The sequence below is a fragment of the Citricoccus sp. CH26A genome, assembly GCF_000224415.1.
Lineage (GTDB): Bacteria > Actinomycetota > Actinomycetes > Actinomycetales > Micrococcaceae > Citricoccus.
The window spans coordinates 101437-122793 of record NZ_AFXQ01000007.1; the positions used below are offsets into that span (position 1 = coordinate 101437).

Here is a 21357-nt window from a genome sequence, read left to right on the forward strand (position 1 = left end):
CTTCGTCGTCATGCCTGGAGCACCCGGTCGAGTGCCGCCGCGGCGCGGTAGCCCGAGGCCACGGCGCCCGAGAGTGACTGTGCCAGACCGGTGTGTTCACCGGCGATCGCCACGCGGCCCGCGGCCTCGTCGAAGGCCGTGGCGTCCGCGGCGCTCCAGTCGAGTCCTGCCGCGCTGTAGGCGCCGCGCGTCCAGACGTCGTCCGCCCAGGTGGTGAGCAGCGGCTCACCGTCCGGCACCATGGACGGACGCAGTTGGCGCAGCTTCTGCGCCCACAGCGAGGGCCCGTTCCCGACGTCCAGCGCGGCGACCGCGTCCGGCCCGCCCGCGAAGGTGGACAGGGCGGCGACGCGGTGCTCGCCGTCGATGCTGAGGGATTGCCAGGACCACCACGTGTGCTCGGCGCTCTGCACGGCCGAGTCCTGCTCGGACGTCGAGACCGGCACCCCGAGCTTGGCGGCGACCCCCATGAGCCGGTGGTCGAGGGCCGTGCTCATGCGTTCGGGCAGGTCGAAGCCGAGCCGGAGGGAGCGCAGGAGCGGGAGCGGGACGGCGACGACGCCGGCGTCGCCGTCGACGCTGCTGCCGTCGGCCAGTTCGAAGCGCACGCCCCGCGGTGACTGCTCGACGCCGGCCACCGGGCTCTCGAGCCGGACGGCCGCGCCCAGCCTGCGCGCCAGTTCGAGCGAGAGGGACTGGTTGCCGTGGACCAACCGCCCGCCGTCCTCGACGTAGAGGTCTCCCGCGGAGGACTCGTGGAGCACGGCGGCCTCGGCGCTCACGGCTTCCGGGTCCGCGGCCAGCGACGTCGCCAGCCGCCGGTAGACGGGATCATCCCGGAACCCGGTACCGAGGGCCTCCCGGAACACGGCCGCGACGGAGACGGACCGCTCCCCGTCCTCGAGCATGCGCCGGAGGGTGTCCCGGGCGGCGTCCATGCGCCGGGTGAGAGTGTCGACGTCGACGTGCCGGCCGTTGAGGGTGCGCCGGGCGTACCGGACGCCGTGGCTCATGATGGGCACGCCCACCTCGGCCGCGAGGCGGCGGATGGCGAACTCGGTGGGGAAGATGTACTCGCCGCCGCGCTCGGTGATCACCCCGTTGGGCAGGGTGGCCGACCAGGTGCGGCCGCCCACCCGGTCCCGCGCCTCCAGCACCACGACCTCGTGGCCTGCCTTGTGCAGTTCCCATGCGCTCGTGAGGCCGGCGAGGCCGGCTCCGGCGATGACCACCTTCATCGTGACTCCTTCTTCCAGACGTTCCCGACGTTCCCGAGGCTTCCGGCGTTCCCGACGACGACGGGGGGCGCGACCGGTTCCGCGGACCCTGCCAGTTCGTGCCGGATGCGGGCCGCGGCCCGCAGTCCGCTCTCGATCGCGCCGTCGACGAACCCGCCCCAGAGGTTGGCGTTGTCGGAGGTGGCGAAGTGCACGGCTCCCTGGGGTTCCTGGAGACCGGCCAGGTCCCGCGTGAGCTGCCCCGGGCGGAACAGCTGCCAGGTCGTCCCTGCCAGGTCGTCCGCCATCCAGTCGTGTCCAGTCACGTCGAGGACCTCGAGGTCGTCGCGCCAGACGTCGAGGGCGGCCTGGGCGTCGCGGACGGACGTGACGTCGAAGGCCTCGTGGTCCGGGCCGAACCCCACGAGGATCGAGGCGTCGTCGGCGATGAACTCGCTCTTGACGACGGAGAGGGGGTGCTCCTGGCTCGAGTAGGCGAAGAACCGCTGGACCGGCCCCCGGACCTTGATCCACACCTTGACCCCGCGCGAGGCGGACCTCTCGGCGTTCATCCGGGCCACCGCCCCGGTCAGCGCCGGTGCGAAGTCGATCCGGTGGATGGCGTTGAACGGGGTGGTCACCACTACGCGCCGCGCCCGGAGTGCGTTCGCTGCATCGCCGTAGACGACGGTGGCCCCGTCCGGGTCCTGCCGGACGGACCGCACGCGCTGGCCCAGCCGGATGCTCCCGCGGACGTCCCGGGCGATGTCCCCGGCGAAGGCGGTCATGCCCCCGTCCACCCGATAGGTGGCCGAGGCCTCGTGCATCAGCTCCCAGAACCCTCCGGTGGCCGCGGCCCACCGGAGCGCGCCGACCAGGCCGACGGCGTCGAGCCTGGCGTTGGCGTGGCCCACCCACACGGACTCGTTGGCGCGCTGCTCCTCCTCGCCGAGGTCGAGCTCGTCCAGGCGGTCCTGCAGCGAGCGGGGGTCCAGGGCGGCCAGGTCCGGGGAGGCGGCGGGATCCGCGGGCCGGGGAAGGGCGGTGAGGGCATCTCGGACGATGCGCGCCTGCCCCGGGGCGATGAGCGCGTTGAACTCCTCCAGGGTGCCGGTCCGTACCTGGCCGCCGGCACCCAGCCAGTACGCCTCCTCGGTGCGGGGGCTGCGGACGATGCCCCGCCCGTACCGCGTCAGCTCCGCCCACGTGTGGGGCTGCACCCAGTGCACCCAGGTCCCTCCCAGCTCCAGGTCGTGCCCCAGGCGGTGGTCCGTCCAGACGCGGCCGCCCACGCGGTCGCGCGCCTCGAGGACCACGACGTCGAGGCCCGAGTTCGCCAGTTCCCGCGCGGCGATGAGGCCGGCGAAGCCGGCACCGACGACGACGACGTCGGCGGACTCCTCGGGAGGGTTCGGCGGGGGGACGGACACGGGTGCTCCTTCGGGGGTGGGTTCCGGCGGTCGCCCGCGGGCGGCCGGGGCGGCTCAGGTGCCGGGGACGATCTGTGGACCGATGTCCAGGGTCGTGACGGTGGGTGGGCTCGTGATCACCAGGACGATCGCGGTGCCGGTGCCGGCGTTGCGGATGGCATGTGGGGTCGAGGTGCGGTACTCGGCCGTGTCACCCGGTTCGAGCACGTGCTTCTCCTCGCCGATGGTGACCTCCGCGGTCCCGTCGATGACGGTCACGATCTCCTGGGCGTCACCGTGGGTGTAGGGCTCATCACCGGTGCCCTCACCCTGGTCGAACTCCAGGCGGTATCCCTCGATGGCCTGCAGGGGCGGCGGGGTGAGGAGGACCTTGCGGTATCCGGGGGACTGGATGGCGGGATGGCGCCCGAGCCGGATGACCCGTCCCGCCGGAGAATGCTGGGTGAACAAATCGGCGAGGTTGATGCCCAGCGCCTCGGCGATGCGGACCAGCGTGGCGATGCTGGCGCCCGATTCCCCCCGCTCGAATTGGCTGATGAAGCTGGCCGTGGTGCCGGTGAGCGAGGCCAGCTCCCGCAGTCCCATGCCCCGGTCGGTGCGCAATTGCCGGACCCGGGGGCCGGGGTTGCCGGTGACGGAGTCGGGAACCGTGGCATCGGACTGTTCGGCGGTCATGGGTGACCGTCGCCGGGCAGGGGGAGGCGTACCGCGCTGACGTGGGCAGACGATCTGTGCATTCCGGTGCCTTCCTGATCGCATTTCCCGCCGGGAATGCGGCGTGAGGACTGTCACAACGAGAGTGGGGATCAGCTATTGTGTTTGCCCACCATATTGCTATTCTGAACGTCATCGCAAGCAGGACTTAACGCCTGTTCAGTACGGAACGGCTCTGCGGGGCAGGCATACGGGGTCTACGGACAACCTGAGGAGTACCCATGCACACCACATCCCCGCGGCGGCGTACGATCCGCACGGTCACCCTCGGTATGGCGGCCGCGGTCGCGCTGGCCGGCTGTGGCTCATCCGAACCGGAGCCCTCGGCGACCTACGACCTCGGGACGCCCGTGGCGGGCGAGGTCCCCGAGGGGGTCTTCGAGGACGTCACGCTCACCTTCGCCGGCTCCGGCGGCATCTTCCAGGAGGGCCAGACCACTGCGGCCTGGACCCCCTTCGCCGAGGTGACGGGGGCGACGTTCCAGCAGGACGCCTTCGATCCCGGCAAGCTCAAGGCGATGGTGGAGAGCGGGAACACGACGTGGGACCTCGTCAACACCACGCAGTTCGACACCGCCCGTTTCTGCGGCACGCTGTATGAGGAGTATGACTACTCGAAGGTGGACATTTCCAAGGTGCCCGAGGGCACCATCACGGACGACTGCATGGTGCCGCAGATCCTCTACGGGCTCGTCGTGGCCTACAACACGGAGGCCTTCGGGGACAACCCTCCGACCAGCGCCGCCGACTTCTTCGACACCGAGAAGTTCCCGGGCAAGCGCACGGTCAGCATGTCGCAGTACGTCGATCCGCAGATGCTCGAGTTCGCCATCGTGGCGGACGGCGGGGACACCGCCAACCTCACCCCGGAGCAGATCCCCACGGCCATGGAGAAGTACCGGTCGCTCGGGGACGACGTCATCGGCTGGACGAGTGGCGCCCAGGCCCAGCAGCAACTCGAGAGCGGCGAGGCCGTCATGGGCCTGGTCTGGAGCGGCCGCGGGTACGGAGCGGCGGCGGCCGGAGCCCCGGTGGCGCCGATGTGGGACGAGTGGATGGTCATGGTCGACTCCACCGGCATCCCCAAGGGCACCAAGAACCTCGACGCGGCGTTCGCGGCCGTGAACTTCTACGGGGGCGCCGAGCAGCAGGCCACGATGACCGAGGAGACCTCGTACGGCCCCATCAACACCGAGGCGAAGCCCGAGCTCGACGAGACGCTGAAGACCTGGATGACGACGGAGAACCTGGAGACGGGTCATTACCCCAACGTCGACTTCTGGGTCGAGAACTACGACGCGCTCGCCACCGAGTGGTCGGGCTGGGTGACCGGGGGCTGACCCATGAGCTCCGCCACGCGAGCGCTCGCGACCGACCCCGCGCTGGCCGCCCCGCCGGCCGGCGCGGGGCCGTCCCGCCGATCACGGGTCAAGTGGGGCCCGCTGCTCCTATTGTTGCCGGCCATCGCGGTGGTCACCATGTTCTTCCTGGTGCCGCTGGTGGACGTGTTCGTCCGCAGCGTCACCGACCCGGAACCGGGGCTGCAGAACTATGAGTGGCTGTTGACGAACCCCGTCAACCTCGAGGTCATCGCCCGGACCTTCCTGACCTCCCTCGTCGTCACCTTCGCGTGCCTGGTGGTTGCCTATCCGTACGCCTACCTGATGACGATCGTGGGGGAGCGTGCCCGGGCATGGCTCACCCTGTTCGTCATGATGCCGCTGTGGACCAGCATCCTGGTCCGCACGCTGGCCTGGATGGTGCTCCTGGCGGACACCGGCCCGATCAATGACTTCCTGGAGGCCATCGGCGTCGGCCGCCAACCGCTCATCCGCACGACCTTCGGCGTCGCGCTGGGCATGGCGCAGGTCCTGCTGCCCTTCATGGTGCTGCCGATCTACTCGGCGCTGGCCAAGATCGACCGCCGCCTGCTGTCGGCCTCCTCGAGCCTGGGCGCGAACGGGATCACCACGTTCTTCAGGGTCTACCTGCCGCTGTCCCGGCCGGGCATCTTCGCCGGATCGATCACGGTCTTCATCCTGGGCCTGGGCTTCTACATCATCCCCTCGCTGCTGGGCTCGCCGAAGGAGGCGATGGTCTCCTCCCTCATCTACCAGCAGGTCAGCGTGTTCCTGCTCTGGGGCCAGGGCGCCGCGCTCGGCATCGCCCTGCTCGTGGTGACGCTGATCATCCTCGTGGTCTTCAACCGGTTCGTCCGGGGGGCCAGCCTCGCCCCGGGGGTGGAGCCGGAATGACCATGAAGAGAGTCCTCGTCGCCTTCTCCGTCCTCGTCATCTTCCTGCTGATCGTGCCGACCCTGGTGATCGTGCCGATCTCCTTCAACGCCTCACCCTCCTTCAACTTCCCGCCCGAGGGCTGGTCGCTGCAGTGGTACGAGAACTTCCTCACCGACCGCGAATGGCTCAAGGCGCTCGGCAACTCGGTGCTCGTGGCCATCCTGACCGCGACCGTGGCCACGGTGACCGGGGTGCTCGCGTCCCTCGGCCTGAGCCGGGTCAGGTTCCGGGGCAAGTCCCTGCTGGAGAACTACTTCCTGGCGCCGATGATCGTCCCCGGGATCGTCATCGCGATCGGCCTGTACTCGCTGTTCATCCGGCTCGACCTGCTCGGCACCATCCCCGGGTTCGTGTTCGCCCACACGATCGTCGCCCTGCCGCTCGTCATCATCAACGTGATGGCCAGCCTCCAAGGCGTGGACCCGCGGCTCGCGCAGGCCGCCGCGAGCCTGGGGGCGAGCAAGGCGCGGACGTTCTTCACGATCACGCTGCCGCTGATCGTGCCGGGCGTCACCGCGGGGGCGCTGTTCGCCTTCGTGACCTCGTTCGACGAGATCATCCTGTCCCTGTTCATCCAGGATCCGAGCCTGCAGACGCTTCCGGTGAAGATCTATCGCAGTGTCACGCAGAGCACCGATCCGACGGTCGCGGCCGTCGCCGTCATCACCATGGCCGTCTCCGTGACCGTCATGCTGGTCGCCCAGCTTGCCACCCGAAAGAGGAAGGCCCTCACATGACCGAGACTGGAGCGCACAGCGTGGGCGCAGCGGAACCCCGTGAGCGAGACCTCAGGGGCGCCTCGCTGGACACCAGCACCCTCCGGCAGATCAACGAGGCCGGCATCAGCCTGAAGGGCGTGACCAAGCGGTACGGGGACAAGGCCGTGGTGGACGACATCGACCTGGTCATCGAGCCGGGCGAGTTCATGACGCTGCTGGGACCCAGTGGCTCGGGCAAGACCACCACGCTCAACATGATCGCCGGGTTCGCGGACGTCACCGAGGGCCTGCTGCACATCTACGGCAAGCCGGTGGCCAAGCTGCCGGCGCACAAGCGGGACATCGGCATGGTGTTCCAGAACTACGCGCTCTTCCCGCACATGACGGTCGAGGAGAACGTGGCCTACCCGCTCCAGCGCCGCAAGATGCCCAAGGCCGAGCAGAAGAAGCGGATCGCCGAGTCCCTGCAGATGGTGCGCCTGGCCGAGTACGGCGGCCGGTACCCGGCGGAGCTGTCCGGCGGCCAGCAGCAGCGCGCCGCGCTGGCCCGGGCCCTGGTCTACAACCCCCGGGTGCTGCTGATGGACGAACCCCTGGGCGCGCTGGACAAGAAGCTGCGCGAGTGGCTGCAGCTGGAGATCAAGCGCATCCACCAGGAGGTCGGCTCCACCTTCGTCTACGTCACGCACGACCAGGAGGAGGCCCTGTCCCTCTCCGACCGGATCGCCGTGTTCAACAACGGCAAGATCGAGCAGGTCGGCACGGGCGTGGAGCTCTACGAACGTCCGGACACCCTGTTCGTGGGGCGCTTCCTCGGGGAGTCCTCCGTGCTGCGGGCCCCGAGCTCCACGGCCACGGTCCGCGACGGGAACACCACCCTGGCCGTGGGCGACGACCACGTGACCGTCCCGGGCGAGCGCCGGGGGGTCGAGAGCCTGGCGGTCCTCGTCCGGCCGGAGAACCTCTCGCTCGAACTCCCGGGTTACGTCCCGGCCTCCAGCACGGAGAACGCCCTGCCGGTGGCGGTCAAGACCGCCACGTACCTCGGCGTGGGCTGGCGGTACGACGTGGTCCTCTTCGACGGGACCAGCGGCATCGTCCGCACCCCGAACGACGCCACGCGCTTCGGGCCGGGGGACCAGGCCGTCGTCACGTGGGACGTCCGCCACGGCGTGCTGCTCGAGGACCTGGGCGAAGGGGACGAGTCCACCACGTGAGCGCAGGCCGCCGCAGCCGGTGACCACCGTGCGCCATCCGGGCCCATGCCGGGGCGGTACTGGCCCGGTGGCCTATCGCTCCGGCAGGTCCAGGTTCTGCACCCGCAGCATGCCCCGCGCCAGCACCTTGCCGGAGACCTCGTCCGTGATGACGACCTGCCAGAGCTGCTGGGTCCGGCCCTGGTGCAGCGCCTCGGCGGTCACCAGGGCCCGGCCGCCGGTGCTGGCCCGCAGGAAGTCGGTGGCGTTGTGGACCCCCACGGCGAACTGTCCCCGCTCGGCCACGGCGGTGTTCGCCCCGGCACCGCCGGCGATCTCCACGATGGTCGCGTAGACACCACCGTGCACCACGCCCTGGTCGGTGTGGTGCTGGGGGCCGAAGTCTGCGTGGCCGCGCACTCGCGTGGCGGACACCTCGTCGGCGATGAAGCCCGAGGCCTGGATGAAGGCGCTGGGCGGGGCCGTGAGGTCGGTCATGGCGGGTTTCCTCCCACGGGGCAGGCGTGCGGTCTCTACGGCCATCATGTCAGGTGATCGGCCGGTGCGCGGTCCGGGACGTCATGGCCGAGGACCGGTCTCCACCCTGGGGTGGGGACCGGTCCTCGGTGTCGTGTCGCAGCCGGCGGCGGGCCGGCCCCTGGGTGGTGTCAGGCCGCCACGAGCTCCCGGCGGTCCAGGTAGGGCAGGCCGTGGGCCTCGCCCACCGAGCGGTGGGTGACGTGACCGTCCGTGGTGTTCAGGCCGGCGGCCAGGGCGGGGTCGGCGGACAGGGCGGCGTCGACGCCGAGGTCGGCCAGGGCGACGGCGTAGGGCAGGGTCACGTTGGTCAGCGCGTAGGTGGAGGTGCTCGGCACCGCTCCGGGCATGTTGGCCACGCAGTAGAACACGGTCTCGTGCACCCGGAAGGTGGGGTCCTGGTGGGTGGTGGGCCGGGTGTTCTCGAAGCAGCCGCCCTGGTCCACGGCGATGTCCACCAGCACGCTGCCGGGCTTCATGGCGGCGACCATGGCCTCGGTGACGAGCTTGGGGGCCTTGGCGCCGGGGATCAGGACCGAGCCTATGACCAGGTCGGCGTCCACGACCGCGCGCTCGACCTCCAGGGCGTTGGAGACCACCGTCTTGAGGCGGCCGGCGTACTGGGCGTCGAGCTGGCGGAGCCGGTCCACGTTGATGTCCAAGATGGTCACCTCGGCGCCCATGCCCACGGCCATGGCCGCGGCGTTGGTGCCGGCCATCCCGGCGCCCAGGACCACGACCTTGGCCGGGCGGACCCCGGGGACGCCGCCCAGCAGGACGCCCTTGCCCCCGGCCGGGGCGGCCAGGGCGGAGGCGCCGGCCTGCACGGAGAGCCGTCCTGCGACCTCGCTCATGGGGGCCAGCAGCGGCAGGCGGCGGTCCGCGGTCTGCACGGTCTCGTAGGCGATCGCGGTGACGCCGGCGTCCAGGAGGGCCTGGGTCAGCTCCGGCTCGGCGGCCAGGTGCAGGTAGGTGAACAGGATCAGCCCCTGCCGGAAGTGGCGGTACTCGGAGGCCACCGGTTCCTTGACCTTCAAGACCATGTCCGCCCGGGCCCACAGCTCATCGGCGTCGGCGATGATGACCGCCCCGGCCGAACGGTAGGCCTCGTCCGTGATGCCGGACCCGGTGCCCGCCCCGGTCTCGACGAGGACCTGGTGGCCTCGGGTGGTCAGTTCGTGGACGCCGGACACGGTGATCGCGACCCGGTACTCGTTGTTCTTCACTTCGCGGGGGACGGAGATGATCATGAGATGCCTTCCGAAGAAACGGGTGATTCGGAGAGATATTCTTCCGAAAGGACGGAATCTGCGCATTAAGACTGCAGAATATTCGACACGTCGAGGGATACTGGAGGAATGTTCGAAGGCGGAAACCGTCCCGGCCCGGGAGCGTCGAAGGATCCGCGGCCTCAGCGTGAGCTGGATCACCTCGACCGGCGCCTGCTGGAGCTGCTGCGGGACAACGCGAGGATGACCAACCAGGCCCTGAGCGAGGCCCTCGGGGTGGCCCCCTCCACGTGCCTGGCCCGGATGAAGGCCCTGCAGCAGTCCGGGGTGATCCGGCGCTTCACCATCGACGTGGATCCCCAGGCCCTGGGGCGCGGCATCGAGGCGCTGATCAGCGTCCGCGTGCGGCCCGGGGCACGCCAGCAGATCGCGACGTTCGCCGAGACGCTCAAGACCGTGCCGGAGGTGACGCAGTACTTCTTCCTCGCCGGGATGGACGACTTCCTGATCCACCTCACGGCGCGGGACACCGAGCACATCCGCCAGTTCGTCCTCGAGCACCTGTCATCGAACCCCATCGTGGCCACCACCCAGACGAGCCTGGTGTTCGACCACGTCGCCGGGCCCGCCGCACTCTGAGGCACAGGGAGCGGGAGGAGGCCCACCGCGCTGCTGCGCGGGTTCCTGCAGGGGGAGGGGCCTACGTGGCGGTGGCCGCCCGGACCGGACCCTGACGGACATCCCCGCGGTCCACCGCGGGCCGCCGGAGGGTCACTCGCAACCGACCCCATCGCCATCGCGGTCCAGGTGGCGGGCATACCCGGGGTCCCCGAGGCGGACCGGGGCCGCGCCGGCGGCGCGCGCGCCGGTGCAGTTCTTAAAGTAGACGGTCGCCGCCGCCGTCGTGGGCGGGGCAGGGGTGTAGGTCCTGCGGGGCGCGGGCGTCTGGGCCTTCTTCGGGGTCAGCTCCGGGGCGCGGGTCCTGATGGGCGCCTGGGCCGGCGCGGGTGACTGCGTGGAACGGGTGATGACCGGATACGCGGTCGCGGCGGTCTGCGCGGTGGGAAGTGCCTGGTCCGGGCAGCCGGTGAGCACGCGGGTCATGGCATCCTGCTCGGCGGAGGTCACCCAGAGTTCGTACTCCGCCTTGACGGCGATCTGTCGGGCGACGTAGTCGCAGCGGAACGACCGGTTCGGGGGCAGCCAGGAGGCTGCGTCAGAATCGGACTTCTGGGCGTTCGCGGGTCCGTCCACGGCGAGCAGGTTCAGCGGGTCGTTCGCGAACCGGATCCGCTCGTCCGCGGAGAGCTGCTGGGCACCCTTCTGCCAGGCGTCGGACAGGGCGACCACGTGGTCGATCTGCACGTCGTTGGAGGTGTCCTGGCCGCGGAGGAAGTGGATCTCGGTGGCGGTGTAGGGATCATCGAGGACCCCGGAGAGGACCACGCAGTCACGGGTGCCGGGCTTGAACCGCTCCCCGGCCAGGTCGCGGGCCAGCATGTCGTTCCGGGTGTCACAACCGTTGCGGTCGACGTCCGCCCACGCCGGGCCGAACTGGTCCCGGTCGTAACCGGTCTTCGGCGCCCGTCCCTTCACCGGCAGGGTCTCCAGGACGGCCAGTGCGGTCCCGGCCGCTGCCTGTCCGGAATCCTGGCGCTGCGGGGCGATGGACGGTGACGGCGTGCCGGCGGCCATCGACCGGTCTGCCGTGGCCCGCGTGTGGGGGACCGTGGTGGTGGCCGCGGTCGAGGTGGCAGGAGCGCTCGGAGTTGCCGGGGACGCGGCCACGCTCGCGGTGGCCGTCGTGGTGGCCGTCGTGGTGGCCGTGGGGGTGGTGGACGCATCATCCGCGCTCGGGGCGCACCCGGCGCTGATCAGGACGAGGGCGAGGGCTGCGGAACCTGCGGACAGGACGCGCTGGAGATTCATGGGGACGGTGCTTTCGGGGAGGACGCCAGGTGCTGACCGGGATCCGGTCGGTAGCGTGTCCGCGGAGGCATCTCGGGACACGGTGACCCAGGCGAGTGAGACGGTGGGATCAGTCCAGTATCCCCGATGGTCACGGTCAAAACGGGGATTGACCCACTCGAGTCCGTGCCCACCGGTGAGGGCGCATCGTCCGGTGGCCGAACCCTGGCCTGGAGAGCAGGCACTGTTCGGAGAGCAGGCATCGTCGGGACAACAGGCACCCCGGGCGGCCGACGGGTCGTCGTGCGGCACCCGGGGTGTCCTGCGCGGGGACTGGAGAGGACTGAGTCGCGAAGGAGGTCCGCGGGTGAGCGTGGACCCAGCCCCGGTCCGGTCACAGGCCCGGTTACAGGCCCGTCTGGTCCACGCCGTAGGTGGCCTGCTCCGCGGTGAAGCCCTCGAAGACCAACTGGTCGATCAGGCCCTGCCGTGAGAAGGACGTGAAGTCGAGGTAGTTCGCCGCCGACGCGGCGGCCTGTTCCTTCCAGTCGATCGTCATGCGGTCCACGGCCCAGGTGGCGTCCGCGGTCGAGTACCCCTCGAACTCCAGCTGGTCGATCAGGCCCGGCCGGGAGAAGGCGGTGAAGTCCAGGTAGTTCTCGGCGGACCGCAGGGCGTTCTGCTGGCTCACCGTGCCGGCCGCGGCCGCAGCCTCCTCGGCGGCCTCAGCCTCAGCCTCTGCTTCGGCCTCTGCTTCCGCCCGCGCCTCAGCGTCGGCCTTCTTCGCGGCCTCAGCCTCAGCCTCTGCCTCGGCGGACTCCTGGGCCTTCTTCTCAGCCCGCGCGCTGGCCTCTGCACTGGCCTCTGCCCCGGCGTCCCCGGTGGGCTGGGCGGCCGAGGGGCTGGCGACGGACGTGCCCTGCGGCGCGGCCTCCGTCTCCGGGACGTCCCCGCCGCCACCGGCGATCCCTGCGGCGACGAACAGGGCCAGGAGGCCGGTGGGCAGGACGAACCGCTTCTTGCGGTACCAGGGTCGTGCGGACTTCTTTGCAGCCTGGTCGGTGTAGGGAGACGCGACAACAGGGTCGTGGGGCGAGGTGCCCGAGGGGAATGACTGGTTCCCGGTCATGGGAAGCTCCTTCATGAGACTCGCGGGGGAAGCGATGGTCGGTGTCACACGGCAGTGCGGTGGGGACTGCAATGCCGCTTCTCCGGGGTGCTGCCGGAGCAGGGATCGAAGGGGATGTCCCGCGTGCGGCGGGTTCGATCGTGGTGGTGACCCTACGCGGGGCGGCGGACACGCTAAGGGAACGCGCTGCCGGACGGCCCGCCGCAGGCCCCGCCCTCGAGAGAGCGAGAGACTTCTCGCGGACTAGGGGTTTGCCTTCAGGCCATCCTCGTCCTCGGCGCCGTCCGGCTCGTCGGGGCCGTGCATCCGGACCAGCCCCGTGGCCCCGTCGATCGTGACCACCTGCCCCTCGGTGAGCCGGGTGGTGGCGTCGGGCACGCAGATGATCGCGGGGATGCCGTACTCACGAGCCACGGTGGGTCCGTGGGCGATGGGCGATCCGGTCTCCGTGATGAGGCCACCCAGCGTGAGGAACAGGGGGGTCCAGCCCGGGTCGGTGGTCGGGGCGACGAGGATGTCACCGGGCTGCAGCCGCGCCTCGGACGGGTGGTGGACGATCCGCACCGGCCCGGTCGCCACACCGGTGGCGGCCGGCTGGCCGACCAGCACGTCCGGTCCGTGCTCGGCCACTCGCTCGTCCGGCAGGGCCTGCGGATTGGTCCCGTCGGAAAGCAGCAGCCCGGGGACCTGCCGCCGCCGGGTCTCGCGGTCGTGCTCCCGACGGCGGTCGCTCACCAGCGCGCGCAGGTCGGCTCCGCCGGCGGCCTCGAGGGCCTCGTCCAGCGTCAGGAACAGGATGTCGTCCGGGTGGTCCAGGATCCCCCGTTCGGCGAGTTCGGCCCCGGCGGCCAGCAGCTGCCGGCGGACCTCCGCCAGGGGGGTGAGCCAGAGGAACTTGGGCAGCTCCCGCAGGCCGGCCAGCTCGCGGCTGCGGCGCAGCAGGGATCGGGCGATCCGGCCCCGGACCGGGCGGAGGCGCCGGGCCCGGTCGGTGAGGTCCGCCAGGGCGGCCTCGGCCTCGGCTGCGGCGCGGGCGAACCGGGCGGGCGGGGCCTGGTCCGGGTCGGACACCTGCAGGTACCCGGCCAGCGCGGCGAAGACCGGGGTGGGGTCGTCGGCCCACCGGGGGGAGCCGACGTCGATCTCGGCACTGCCGCGGATCCCGTACTCCTTCAGGAACCCGGTCAGGCCGAACTCGGGTAGCTCGCCGCGCAGGAAGCGCGCCGCGAGCTCGTCCGGGGCCGTGCCGAGCAGCAGTTCGCGGTGGGGCGGGCCGCCTCGGCCACGGACCACAGCCTCAGGTCCATCTGCGTGGTGACGTTGTGGGGCATGCCGCGCAGGGTCGCGTTCAGCTCACCCGGCCGCAGGATGCCGCGCAGCAACCATCGGGCCACTCCCTGGGCGATGAGCGCCGCCCACAACGGCGGCAGGGCGCGCATCATCGGCCCGGTCATCGTGGCGTCCTGCAGTCCGGCGGCGGAGCGGATCCGGCCGGCGGCGTCCGCCGGGGCGGGCCGGGGCTGGTGGCGGACCCTGTCCAGTTCGTCGAACGCGCGCTCGCGGGCGGCGGCCGGCCGCGCCAGGGCGCGTAGGGCGCCGAACAGCGAGGCCGGGACGAAGGCCAGGAGCAGTCGCGTCGTCGCACGGAGGGATAACGCACGACGCCCGAGGGGAGCGGGTCGTGGCGCGTAGCGGGGGTCGTCGAGGATGCGGCGCACGCCCCGCGCCACCGCCGGGCCGTAGACCTTCACCATCTCGGGGACGCGGTCGTGCATCCGCGGGCTGCGGACGAAGCCGGTGAGGTCCATGAACAGCCGGCCGCCGATGTGCACGAGGAACGAGGAGACCGCCGCATCGTCGACCCCGATGATCTGGAACCAGCGGCGGGTCACCTCCCGCATCACGGACACGCCCATCGGGGTGACCGGGCGCCGCAGGCCCTGCATGTGGCCGACCTCCATGTAGATCCGGGGGTCCTCGGGATCGATCCCGGCCGGAAGCGGGAAGAGGGTGGTGATGGCCCGGGACTGCAGCAGCCACAGGGCGCCCTGGGTGTCGTAGGCGAACTCGATGTCCTGGGGGCTGCCGAGGGCGCGCTGCACCCGGTGGCCGGCCGCGCGCAGTTCGGCGAGTTGGCCGGGGGAGAGGCAGCCGTGGTGCTGGTCCTCCGGGACGGGACCGCGTGCGGGCAGCACGTAGTGGTCGGTGTCCATGGTGCCGTCCACCACGCCGGTGCCCAGGCCCGGGACCGCGTCGATGACGGTCTCGGTGCGGGTGCCGGTCAGCGGGTTGGCGGTGAACATCACCCCGGCGGCGCTCGGGGTGATCATCTCCTGCACGACGACGGCCATCGCCAGGTCCTCGTCCTGCAGTCCCTGCCCGGCCCGGTAGGCGACGGCGCGCTCGCTGTCGAGGGAGGCCCAGCACTGCCGAATGGCCTCGAGCAGCGCTCTCTCACCCTCCACACCCAGGACGGTGTCCTGCTGTCCGGCGAAGCTGGCGCCGGGCAGGTCCTCGGCCGTGGCGCTGGACCGCACGGCGACCGGGCCGCCGCCGAGCTGGCGGTAGGCGGTCAGGACCGCGTCCTCGGGGATGGTCCCGGCCCGGTACGCCGCGGTGGTCAGGCAGAACCCGGCGGGCACCCGCTCGCCCGCGGCGATGAGGGCGCCCAGCCCGGCCGCCTTGCCGCCGACCGAGGGCGTGAGCTCCGGGGTGATGCGGGTCAGGTCGATGACCTCCATGAGCGCCTCCCTGGGCGGCCGGACGGGTGAACGGTGGATGGGTCACGTGGAGGGGCCGGCCGCCGTGCAGCCGATGATCCGGCCCGTGCCGGGGAACGGTCAAGGCCCCGGTGGCCCGGTGGTGTGACGCAGGACGCTCCGGACCGGTCCGGACATGAGAAACTGACGGCTGAGAGGGGAGAACTCAATGATGGACACAGGTCTGAGCCACGTTCAGGCGGCGGGAACGTCGCGGTCGAACGGGGCGGGGCAGCCGCACCCTGCCCTGCGACGATTCCTCCGGCAGCCGGTCCCGGATGAGCGGTTGCTCGTCATCCGGGCGCCCGGTGGGACGGGTGCGGAATGGTTCGCGGCCGGCTGGGTGGAACGGGGCCCGGGAGCGCCCCGGGAGGCCCCGGACGCCGCAGTGCAGGAACGGGTCCTGCGGTGGGACAGCGCGCTCGAGGACGCCGAGGCGTTCAGCCGACGGGTCGGACGGTGCCTGGCCGAACAGGACGGCCCGGTGGCGGTGGTCGCCAGCGCGAACGCCCCCATCCACGACGTGGCGGCCGTCCACCCGTGCCGCTTCGCCGACGCGACGGACGTGCTGCTGACCCCCGAGGAGATCGGCACGCTGATGGGGTCACGGGCCGGTGGGCCGGTGCCGCAGGCGTCCGGGGATCCAACGGCGCTCTACCGTCTCACCGGGGGGTGGCTCGTGGCCGTCCGGGCGCTGCTCACCCCGTCACCGTCCCCCCGGGCGGCACGCCAGGCCCTGATCGTTCCCCTGTTGCAGTGGCTGAGGGCCCGTGACCCCTGGGGTGTCATGGCCGAGACGGCCTACCTACCGGAGTTCAGTGACGCCGTCCTGGGTCATTTCCACCCGGCCAGCGGGTCCCCCGCCCCGGCGTTGCGGGACCTGGTGACCGAGGCCCTGGTCCGTGACGACGGCGCGGGACGGTGGTTCATGCCCGAACTGGTCCGGTGGTGCCTCACGGACTGGCTGCAGGAGAAGGCGCCCGACCGGGTGGAGGCGATGGTGCGCGCCGCGGTGGAGGCCACGGACCGGGCCGGGCGGGTGGGCGTGGCCCTGGAGACCGCCGCCCGGCGCGGGGCATGGGTCCCCTTCGACACCGTGCTGGCCGACCGGGCCGCCGAGCTGTTCACGTCCGACGCGCGGTACCTCCGGTCGCTGCTGGCCCGCATCCCCGAGCCCGTGCTCGCCCAGAAGGACCACCTGCGCGTGGCCCTGCGGATCATGGCCTCGGCCGGGCCCGAGGGATTGACCCTGCCCCTGCCGACCGTGGAACCGGACCTGCGCAAGGACCGGACCGCGGCCCGGTTGCGGGCGCGCGCTGCCCGCAAGTACCTCACGCCGAACGGTCGTGCGGTGGCGTACGGGATGGTGGAGATCAGCTACCTGCGGTTGTCCGGCCACTACGCGGCGGCCGCCGACGCCGCGGTCCAGCTGCGCAGAGCCGTGCGGGGGGCGCTGGACTCCGGGCCCATCAGCATCCCCCTGGCCGGCATCGCCGAACTGCACGCGGGCCTGTGCCTGCACCTGGCCGACCGGCTCGACGAGGCGGGACTGGCCTACACCAGCGCCCTCCACCTGGCCCGTCACGCCAGCCACGACTTCCTGAGGGCCGACGCCCTGTCGAAGCTGGCCCTGCTCGCGGCGCACCAGGGGGAGTTCCAGCCGGCCCGGTCCTGGCTGGCGCAACTGGACGAACCGCTGTCCAGGGTCGGCAGGGGCCGGCGGCAGGTGAGCAGGTGCGGGGACCTCGCCCGTGCCTGGTGTGCCCTGGCGGCACTGGACCTGGAGACGGCCGGCGAGGTGCTGGCCCGGTTGCCGGCCGAACCGGACACGGACGAGTTCTGGTCGGCGCATGCCCAGCTGCTGGCGCTGCTGCGTACCCTCCGCGGGGACCCGGACACCGCCCGAGCGCAACTCCGGACCCTGCGCCGGGACCGGCCCTACGCCTCCCGGGCCGCCCTGGCCGACCGCCTGCTGACCGAGGCCCACCACTACGCCGAACTGGTGGGCGGGACCGCCTCGGAGATCCGCGGCTGGCAGCAGAACTCCGCCCTGGCCAACCTGGAGGCGTGCCGCTGCCTGGGCCAGGGGTCCGTGGAGGGTGCCCTGCGCGCCCTGAGCCGGCCACCGCGCGTCGGGCGCCAGCAACGGGCGGTGGCCGCACTGCTGCGGTCCTATGCCACGTCGGTGGCGGGGGACGGGACCGCCGAGGGGCTGCCGGACGAGGCCGCGGACCTGTCCGGCCCGGACGGGGAACTGATCGACCTGGTCACGCTCGTCCACCTGGGGTGCCTACCGGACCTGTTGCGGTTCGGCATCGTCACCGAGGACCAGGCGGCACGGTTGTCCGCGCTGCCGCAGCCGGTGCTGGCCCGCGAACAACCGCCCGTGCTGACGGCCCGGGAGCGGGAGGTGCTGGAGTTGTTGCGGCAGGGGATGACGCGCCGGCAGATGGCCGAGCACACCGTCCGGTCCGAGAACACCATCAAGGGCCAGCTGCGGAGCCTGTACGCCAAGCTCGGCGCCGAGAAGGCCTCGGACGCCCTCGAGCGGGCCCAGCACCTCGGGCTCTGAGGCGCCGGCGCGTCCGGCAGCGCGGTCACCCTGCCCGGTGACGCGGTGTCGCTATCCTGTGAGCGTGTCTGTCTCCCGGCTCTCGACCAGTTCCCAGAACTATCTCAAGGTCGTCTGGGTGCTGCAGGAGTGGTCGGACGAACCGGTGACGCCCTCGGCGCTCGCGGCCCGTGCCGGGGTCCGGTTGTCCACGGCCTCGGACGCGATCCGCAAGCTCTCCGACCAGGGCCTGCTGCTGCACTCCCCGTACGGGTCGGTCGAATTGTCCGAGGAGGGCCGGCAGCTCGCCGTGGAGATGGTGCGCCGTCACCGGCTCATCGAGACGTTCCTCGTGGAGGTCCTGGGCTACGGGTGGGACCAGGTGCACGACGAGGCCGAGACCCTGGAACACGCGGTCTCCGACTTCATGGTCGAGCGCATGGACGACTACCTCGGCCGCCCGCGCCGGGATCCCCACGGTGACCCCATCCCCGGGCCGGACGGGGCCGTCGACCTGCCGGACGCCGTCGTGCTCTCGGCCCTGGAACCGGGCACCGCCGGCACGGTCGAGCGGATCTCGGACGCGGACCCGGGCCTGCTGCAGTTCTTCGCGGACCGCGGTATCGGCGTCGGCACGCGGGTCGAGGTCCGGGCCGGGGCCCCCTACTCGGACTCGGTCGAGGTCCGGGTGCAGGGCCGGGCCGACGCCCTGGCCCTGGGGCGCCCGGCCGCGGAGATGGTCTGGGTCAGCGCGGCGCCGCGCTAGCGACCGTGGGGGAGGACCCGCCGGGCACCGGGTGGGACGCCCCGCCCGCAGTATCTGCCGGCCCGGGGACCGGGACCGCCGCACCGGCGGGAGGCCCGACGCCGGCCGGCCCGTGCCGCCGTCGGGTCAGGTACCGGCCCAGCAACCCGTGCCGCGGCCCGAACAGGTAGACGAGGGCGAACACGGCGCCGTGCACCAGCACCACGAGCCCGCCCGAGGCGGCGTCCAACCAGTAGCTGAGGTAGATCCCGACCACCGAGCAGGCCACGGAGACCAGCGGGGCGATCACCAGCATCCGCCCGAAGCGGTCCGTGAGCAGGTACGCGGTGGCGCCGGGGATGATCAGCAGCGCCACCACCAGGATCACCCCGACCACCTGCAGGGTCACCACGCAGGTCAGGGCCAGCACACCAAGCAGCAGCGCGCCCAGCCGGCGCGGGTTCAGCCCGATCGCGTGCGCATGGGTGGGGTCGAAGGCGTACAGGGTCAGGTCCCGGCGCTTGATGACCAGCACGGCGAACGCGACGGCGGCGAGCACCCCGATCTGCACCAGCTCGGCGGTGGAGACGCCCAGGATGTTGCCGAAGATGATGTGGTTCAGGTCCGTCTGGCTGGGGGTGACCGAGATCAGCACCAGACCGAGGGCGAACAGCGTGGTGAAGACGATGCCGATGGCGGCGTCCTCCTTGACCCGGCTGGTGTCCCGCAGGCCGCCGATCAGCGCCACGGCGAGGAAGCCGAACACCAGGGCGCCCAGCGCGAAGGGCACGCCGAGCACGTAGGCGATCACCACCCCGGGCAGCACGGCGTGCGAGACGGCGTCGCCCATGAGGGACCAACCCACCAGTACCAGCCAGCAGGACAGCAGGGAGCAGACCACGGCGGCGATGGCCGCGGTGGCCAGGGCGCGGACCATGAAGTCGTACTGGAGCGGTTCCAGGAGCAGCTCGAGCGGGGTCATGGCGTCTCGATCCGGTCGGGGGCGGCGGGGGTCGCGGGAGTGGCGGGGGTCGCGGAGGGGTCCAGGCCGAAGGCCATCGCGAGCCGTTCCGGCCGCAGGGCCTCGGCCACCGGCCCGTGGAACAGCACCCGGCGCATCAGCAGGATCGCCTCGTCGGCCAACTCGGGCAGGGCGTGCAGGTCGTGGGTGGAGACCAGGACGGTCCGGCCGTCGTCGGCCAACTGGCGCAACAACCGCACGATCGTGGCCTCGGAGGCCTTGTCCACGCCGGCGAAGGGCTCGTCCAGCAGCAGCACGCGGGCGTCCTGGGCGAGGCCCCGGGCCACGAAGGCCCGCTTGCGCTGGCCCCCCGAGAGCTGGCCGATCTGCCGGTCCGCGTAGTCGGTCAGCTCCACCCGTTCCAGGGCCTGCTCGACGGCAGCCCGGTCGGCCGCCCGCGGCCGGCGGGTGAGGCCGAGGCGCCCGTAGCGGCCCATCATGACCACGTCCCGGACCGAGACGGGGAACGCCCAGTCCACCTCCTCGCTCTGCGGGACGTAGCCGATCAATCCCTGCCGCCGGGCGACCGTGGGGGAGTGGCCATCGATGCGGACCTGTCCGCGCTCGGGGCGCAGGCTGCCGATGACGGTCTTGAACAGGGAGGACTTGCCGGAGCCGTTCATCCCGATCAGTCCGGTGACCCGCCCGGGGGCGACGCCGGCGCTGACGCCGTCCAGGGCGAGCACGTTGCCGTACCGCACGACCACGTCGGTGACCTCGATGGCGCCCATCAGTCGCCCTGTCCCGTGAGCCCGGCGACGATGGTGTCCGCGTCATGGCGGATGAGGTCCAGGTAGGTGGGGACCGGCCCGTCGGGCTCGGAGAGGGAGTCCACGTACAGCGTGCCGCCGTAGACGGCGTCCGTGGCCGCGACCACCTGCTGCATGGGCGCGTCCGAGACCGTCGACTCGCAGAACACCGCCGGGACGTCCTGGTCCCGGACGAACTCGATGGTGTCCGCGATCTGCTGCGGGGTGGCCTGCTGCTCCGCGTTGACCGGCCAGATGTAGCGTTCCTCCAGTCCGGCATCCCGGGCCAGGTAGGAGAACGCCCCCTCGCACGTCACCAGGGCGCGCTGCTGCTCGGGCAGGTGCGCGAGGTCCTCGACGAGGTCGTCCTGGACCTGCTGCAGTTGCGCCTTGTAATCGTCCCCGTTGGCGGCGAAGTCCGCGGCGTGCTCGGGGGCGAGGTCGCTGAACGAGGCGACCATGGTGTCCACGTAGGCCTGCACGTTCTGCGGGCTCATCCAGGCGTGCGGGTTCGGCAGGCCGGCGTAGGCGTCCCCCGTGATGTCCAGGACCTCCACGCCCTCGGAGACCACCACGTGCGGCACGCCGGCCTGGTCCGAGAACTGCTCGAACCAGAGCTCCAGGTTCAGGCCGTTGTCCAGGATCAGGTCCGCCTCGGAGGCCTTGGCCACGTCCCGGGGCGTCGGTTCGTACCCGTGGATCTCCGCCCCGACCTTGGTGATCGACTCCACCCGCAGGTGCTCCCCGGCCACGTTCCGGGCGATGTCCGCCAGCACGGTGAACGTGGTCAGGACCATGGGGGCGTCCGGGTCCGCTCCCTGGGCCCCGTTGCCGGCGTCACCGTCCGTCCCGGCCGGCCCCGAGCACCCCGTCAGTCCCAGGGTTGCTGCCGTCAGGGCGGCGGCCAGGACCGTCGCCCATCCTTTGTGTCGCGCCATCGCGACTCCCTCCATCACGCATTCCCGCAAATGTTCGTCTTGACGAACAAAAAAGAGGATAGCAGCGAACTCGCGCAGGGCGGCAGGGCTGGAGTGCCGTCCTCGCGGCGTGCGACGGGGCGCGGTGCGGGTCCCTCTCTCCACTAGCGGAGACTCGGTCTCGCCGTCAGGGGTGCGCCTGGCGCAGCGAGAATCCGGCCTATGCTGTGTCAGTCGTC

19 protein-coding genes are annotated in these 21357 nt (G+C 71.7%); 7 read left to right on the plus strand and 12 right to left on the minus strand.

What is annotated here, in order from left to right:
* Positions 1 to 8 precede the first annotated feature (8 nt).
* From CITRI_RS0106455 to CITRI_RS0106465, 3 genes are read right to left on the minus strand one after another with little or no spacing between them, the layout of a single operon-like run.
* Positions 9 to 1238, minus strand: a complete 1230-nt coding sequence (locus CITRI_RS0106455; RefSeq protein WP_010143860.1) for an NAD(P)/FAD-dependent oxidoreductase — start codon at positions 1236 to 1238, stop codon at positions 9 to 11.
* Positions 1235 to 2647: an NAD(P)/FAD-dependent oxidoreductase gene (locus tag CITRI_RS0106460; RefSeq protein WP_010143861.1), complete on the minus strand. Its 1413-nt coding sequence runs from the start codon at positions 2645 to 2647 to the stop codon at positions 1235 to 1237. Before CITRI_RS0106460 ends, CITRI_RS0106455 begins: the two co-directional genes overlap by 4 nt.
* A gap of 54 nt (positions 2648 to 2701) precedes the next feature.
* On the minus strand, positions 2702 to 3322 hold the full coding sequence (locus CITRI_RS0106465; protein ID WP_010143862.1) for a helix-turn-helix domain-containing protein: 621 nt from the start codon (positions 3320 to 3322) through the stop codon (positions 2702 to 2704).
* Between the two features lie 260 nt (positions 3323 to 3582).
* Here CITRI_RS0106465 and CITRI_RS0106470 point away from each other — a divergent pair, with 260 nt between their 5' ends.
* The 4 genes from CITRI_RS0106470 to CITRI_RS0106485 are packed head-to-tail and all read left to right on the plus strand — an operon-like array spanning position 3583 to position 7594.
* Positions 3583 to 4701, plus strand: a complete 1119-nt coding sequence (locus CITRI_RS0106470; protein ID WP_010143864.1) for an extracellular solute-binding protein — start codon at positions 3583 to 3585, stop codon at positions 4699 to 4701.
* A gap of 3 nt (positions 4702 to 4704) precedes the next feature.
* Positions 4705 to 5616 carry an ABC transporter permease gene (locus tag CITRI_RS0106475; protein WP_029139094.1) on the plus strand — a complete coding sequence of 304 codons (912 nt, stop codon included), beginning with the start codon at positions 4705 to 4707 and terminating at the stop codon, positions 5614 to 5616.
* On the plus strand, positions 5613 to 6395 hold the full coding sequence (locus CITRI_RS0106480; RefSeq protein ID WP_010143866.1) for an ABC transporter permease: 783 nt from the start codon (positions 5613 to 5615) through the stop codon (positions 6393 to 6395). Before CITRI_RS0106475 ends, CITRI_RS0106480 begins: the two co-directional genes overlap by 4 nt.
* A complete protein-coding gene (locus CITRI_RS0106485; RefSeq protein WP_010143867.1) occupies positions 6392 to 7594 on the plus strand; it encodes an ABC transporter ATP-binding protein in 1203 nt (400 codons plus the stop codon). The genes CITRI_RS0106480 and CITRI_RS0106485 overlap by 4 nt, the downstream gene beginning before the upstream one ends.
* Before the next feature lie 72 nt (positions 7595 to 7666).
* Here CITRI_RS0106485 and CITRI_RS0106490 read toward each other — a convergent pair whose 3' ends face one another.
* Complete coding sequence (locus CITRI_RS0106490; RefSeq protein WP_010143868.1) at positions 7667 to 8071, minus strand: PaaI family thioesterase; 405 nt, start codon at positions 8069 to 8071, stop codon at positions 7667 to 7669.
* A gap of 170 nt (positions 8072 to 8241) precedes the next feature.
* The gene (gene ald / locus CITRI_RS0106495) at positions 8242 to 9360 is read right to left on the minus strand and encodes an alanine dehydrogenase (protein ID WP_010143869.1); all 1119 of its coding nucleotides are present in this window, start codon (positions 9358 to 9360) and stop codon (positions 8242 to 8244) included.
* Between the two features lie 108 nt (positions 9361 to 9468).
* On the opposite strand from ald, the gene CITRI_RS0106500 reads away from it, so the two are divergent.
* Positions 9469 to 9978 carry an Lrp/AsnC family transcriptional regulator gene (locus CITRI_RS0106500; protein WP_010143870.1) on the plus strand — a complete coding sequence of 170 codons (510 nt, stop codon included), beginning with the start codon at positions 9469 to 9471 and terminating at the stop codon, positions 9976 to 9978.
* Between the two features lie 132 nt (positions 9979 to 10110).
* Here CITRI_RS0106500 and CITRI_RS16630 read toward each other — a convergent pair whose 3' ends face one another.
* From CITRI_RS16630 to CITRI_RS19910, 4 genes are all read right to left on the minus strand, one after another.
* Entirely contained in the window at positions 10111 to 11268 is a 1158-nt protein-coding gene (locus CITRI_RS16630) for a DUF1524 domain-containing protein (RefSeq protein ID WP_010143871.1), read from the minus strand.
* 385 nt (positions 11269 to 11653) lie between these two features.
* Positions 11654 to 12376: an Ltp family lipoprotein gene (locus tag CITRI_RS18865; RefSeq protein WP_010143872.1), complete on the minus strand. Its 723-nt coding sequence runs from the start codon at positions 12374 to 12376 to the stop codon at positions 11654 to 11656.
* A 243-nt stretch (positions 12377 to 12619) separates the two neighbouring features.
* Positions 12620 to 13669 (minus strand): PEP-utilizing enzyme, encoded by a 1050-nt coding sequence (locus CITRI_RS19905; protein WP_010143873.1) that lies wholly within the window; start codon positions 13667 to 13669, stop codon positions 12620 to 12622.
* A complete protein-coding gene (locus CITRI_RS19910; protein ID WP_010143874.1) occupies positions 13561 to 15117 on the minus strand; it encodes a PEP/pyruvate-binding domain-containing protein in 1557 nt (518 codons plus the stop codon). Before CITRI_RS19910 ends, CITRI_RS19905 begins: the two co-directional genes overlap by 109 nt.
* 304 nt (positions 15118 to 15421) lie before the next feature.
* Here CITRI_RS19910 and CITRI_RS0106525 point away from each other — a divergent pair, with 304 nt between their 5' ends.
* Positions 15422 to 17707, plus strand: a complete 2286-nt coding sequence (locus CITRI_RS0106525; protein ID WP_010143875.1) for a LuxR C-terminal-related transcriptional regulator — start codon at positions 15422 to 15424, stop codon at positions 17705 to 17707.
* 64 nt (positions 17708 to 17771) lie between these two features.
* On the plus strand, positions 17772 to 18452 hold the full coding sequence (locus tag CITRI_RS0106530; RefSeq protein ID WP_050813615.1) for a metal-dependent transcriptional regulator: 681 nt from the start codon (positions 17772 to 17774) through the stop codon (positions 18450 to 18452).
* Here the strand turns inward: CITRI_RS0106530 and CITRI_RS0106535 are convergent.
* Genes CITRI_RS0106535 through CITRI_RS0106545 form a run of 3 tightly spaced genes read right to left on the minus strand, consistent with a single transcriptional unit; the run spans position 18433 to position 21139 of the window.
* Complete coding sequence (locus tag CITRI_RS0106535; RefSeq protein ID WP_010143877.1) at positions 18433 to 19413, minus strand: metal ABC transporter permease; 981 nt, start codon at positions 19411 to 19413, stop codon at positions 18433 to 18435. The two genes, CITRI_RS0106530 and CITRI_RS0106535, sit on opposite strands and share 20 nt — an antisense overlap.
* Entirely contained in the window at positions 19410 to 20183 is a 774-nt protein-coding gene (locus tag CITRI_RS0106540) for a metal ABC transporter ATP-binding protein (RefSeq protein ID WP_010143878.1), read from the minus strand. Before CITRI_RS0106540 ends, CITRI_RS0106535 begins: the two co-directional genes overlap by 4 nt.
* Positions 20183 to 21139, minus strand: a complete 957-nt coding sequence (locus tag CITRI_RS0106545) for a metal ABC transporter substrate-binding protein (protein ID WP_010143879.1) — start codon at positions 21137 to 21139, stop codon at positions 20183 to 20185. The genes CITRI_RS0106540 and CITRI_RS0106545 overlap by 1 nt, the downstream gene beginning before the upstream one ends.
* Between the last annotated feature and the right edge of the window lie 218 nt (positions 21140 to 21357).

Excerpts from the sequence above, each read along its gene's own strand:
- CITRI_RS0106535 (WP_010143877.1), bottom strand. The coding sequence starts at position 19,413 with ATGACCCCGCTCGAGCTGCTCCTGGAACCGCTCCAGTACGACTTCATG.
- CITRI_RS0106475 (WP_029139094.1), top strand. The coding sequence starts at position 4,705 with ATGAGCTCCGCCACGCGAGCGCTCGCGACCGACCCCGCGCTGGCCGCC.
- CITRI_RS0106485 (WP_010143867.1), top strand. The coding sequence starts at position 6,392 with ATGACCGAGACTGGAGCGCACAGCGTGGGCGCAGCGGAACCCCGTGAG.
- CITRI_RS0106500 (WP_010143870.1), top strand. The coding sequence starts at position 9,469 with ATGTTCGAAGGCGGAAACCGTCCCGGCCCGGGAGCGTCGAAGGATCCG.
- CITRI_RS0106465 (WP_010143862.1), bottom strand. The coding sequence starts at position 3,322 with ATGACCGCCGAACAGTCCGATGCCACGGTTCCCGACTCCGTCACCGGC.
- CITRI_RS0106455 (WP_010143860.1), bottom strand. The coding sequence starts at position 1,238 with ATGAAGGTGGTCATCGCCGGAGCCGGCCTCGCCGGCCTCACGAGCGCA.
- CITRI_RS0106545 (WP_010143879.1), bottom strand. The coding sequence starts at position 21,139 with ATGGCGCGACACAAAGGATGGGCGACGGTCCTGGCCGCCGCCCTGACG.
- CITRI_RS0106490 (WP_010143868.1), bottom strand. The coding sequence starts at position 8,071 with ATGACCGACCTCACGGCCCCGCCCAGCGCCTTCATCCAGGCCTCGGGC.
- ald (WP_010143869.1), bottom strand. The coding sequence starts at position 9,360 with ATGATCATCTCCGTCCCCCGCGAAGTGAAGAACAACGAGTACCGGGTC.
- CITRI_RS0106480 (WP_010143866.1), top strand. The coding sequence starts at position 5,613 with ATGACCATGAAGAGAGTCCTCGTCGCCTTCTCCGTCCTCGTCATCTTC.
- CITRI_RS18865 (WP_010143872.1), bottom strand. The coding sequence starts at position 12,376 with ATGACCGGGAACCAGTCATTCCCCTCGGGCACCTCGCCCCACGACCCT.
- CITRI_RS16630 (WP_010143871.1), bottom strand. The coding sequence starts at position 11,268 with ATGAATCTCCAGCGCGTCCTGTCCGCAGGTTCCGCAGCCCTCGCCCTC.
- CITRI_RS0106540 (WP_010143878.1), bottom strand. The coding sequence starts at position 20,183 with ATGGGCGCCATCGAGGTCACCGACGTGGTCGTGCGGTACGGCAACGTG.
- CITRI_RS0106470 (WP_010143864.1), top strand. The coding sequence starts at position 3,583 with ATGCACACCACATCCCCGCGGCGGCGTACGATCCGCACGGTCACCCTC.
- CITRI_RS19910 (WP_010143874.1), bottom strand. The coding sequence starts at position 15,117 with ATGGAGGTCATCGACCTGACCCGCATCACCCCGGAGCTCACGCCCTCG.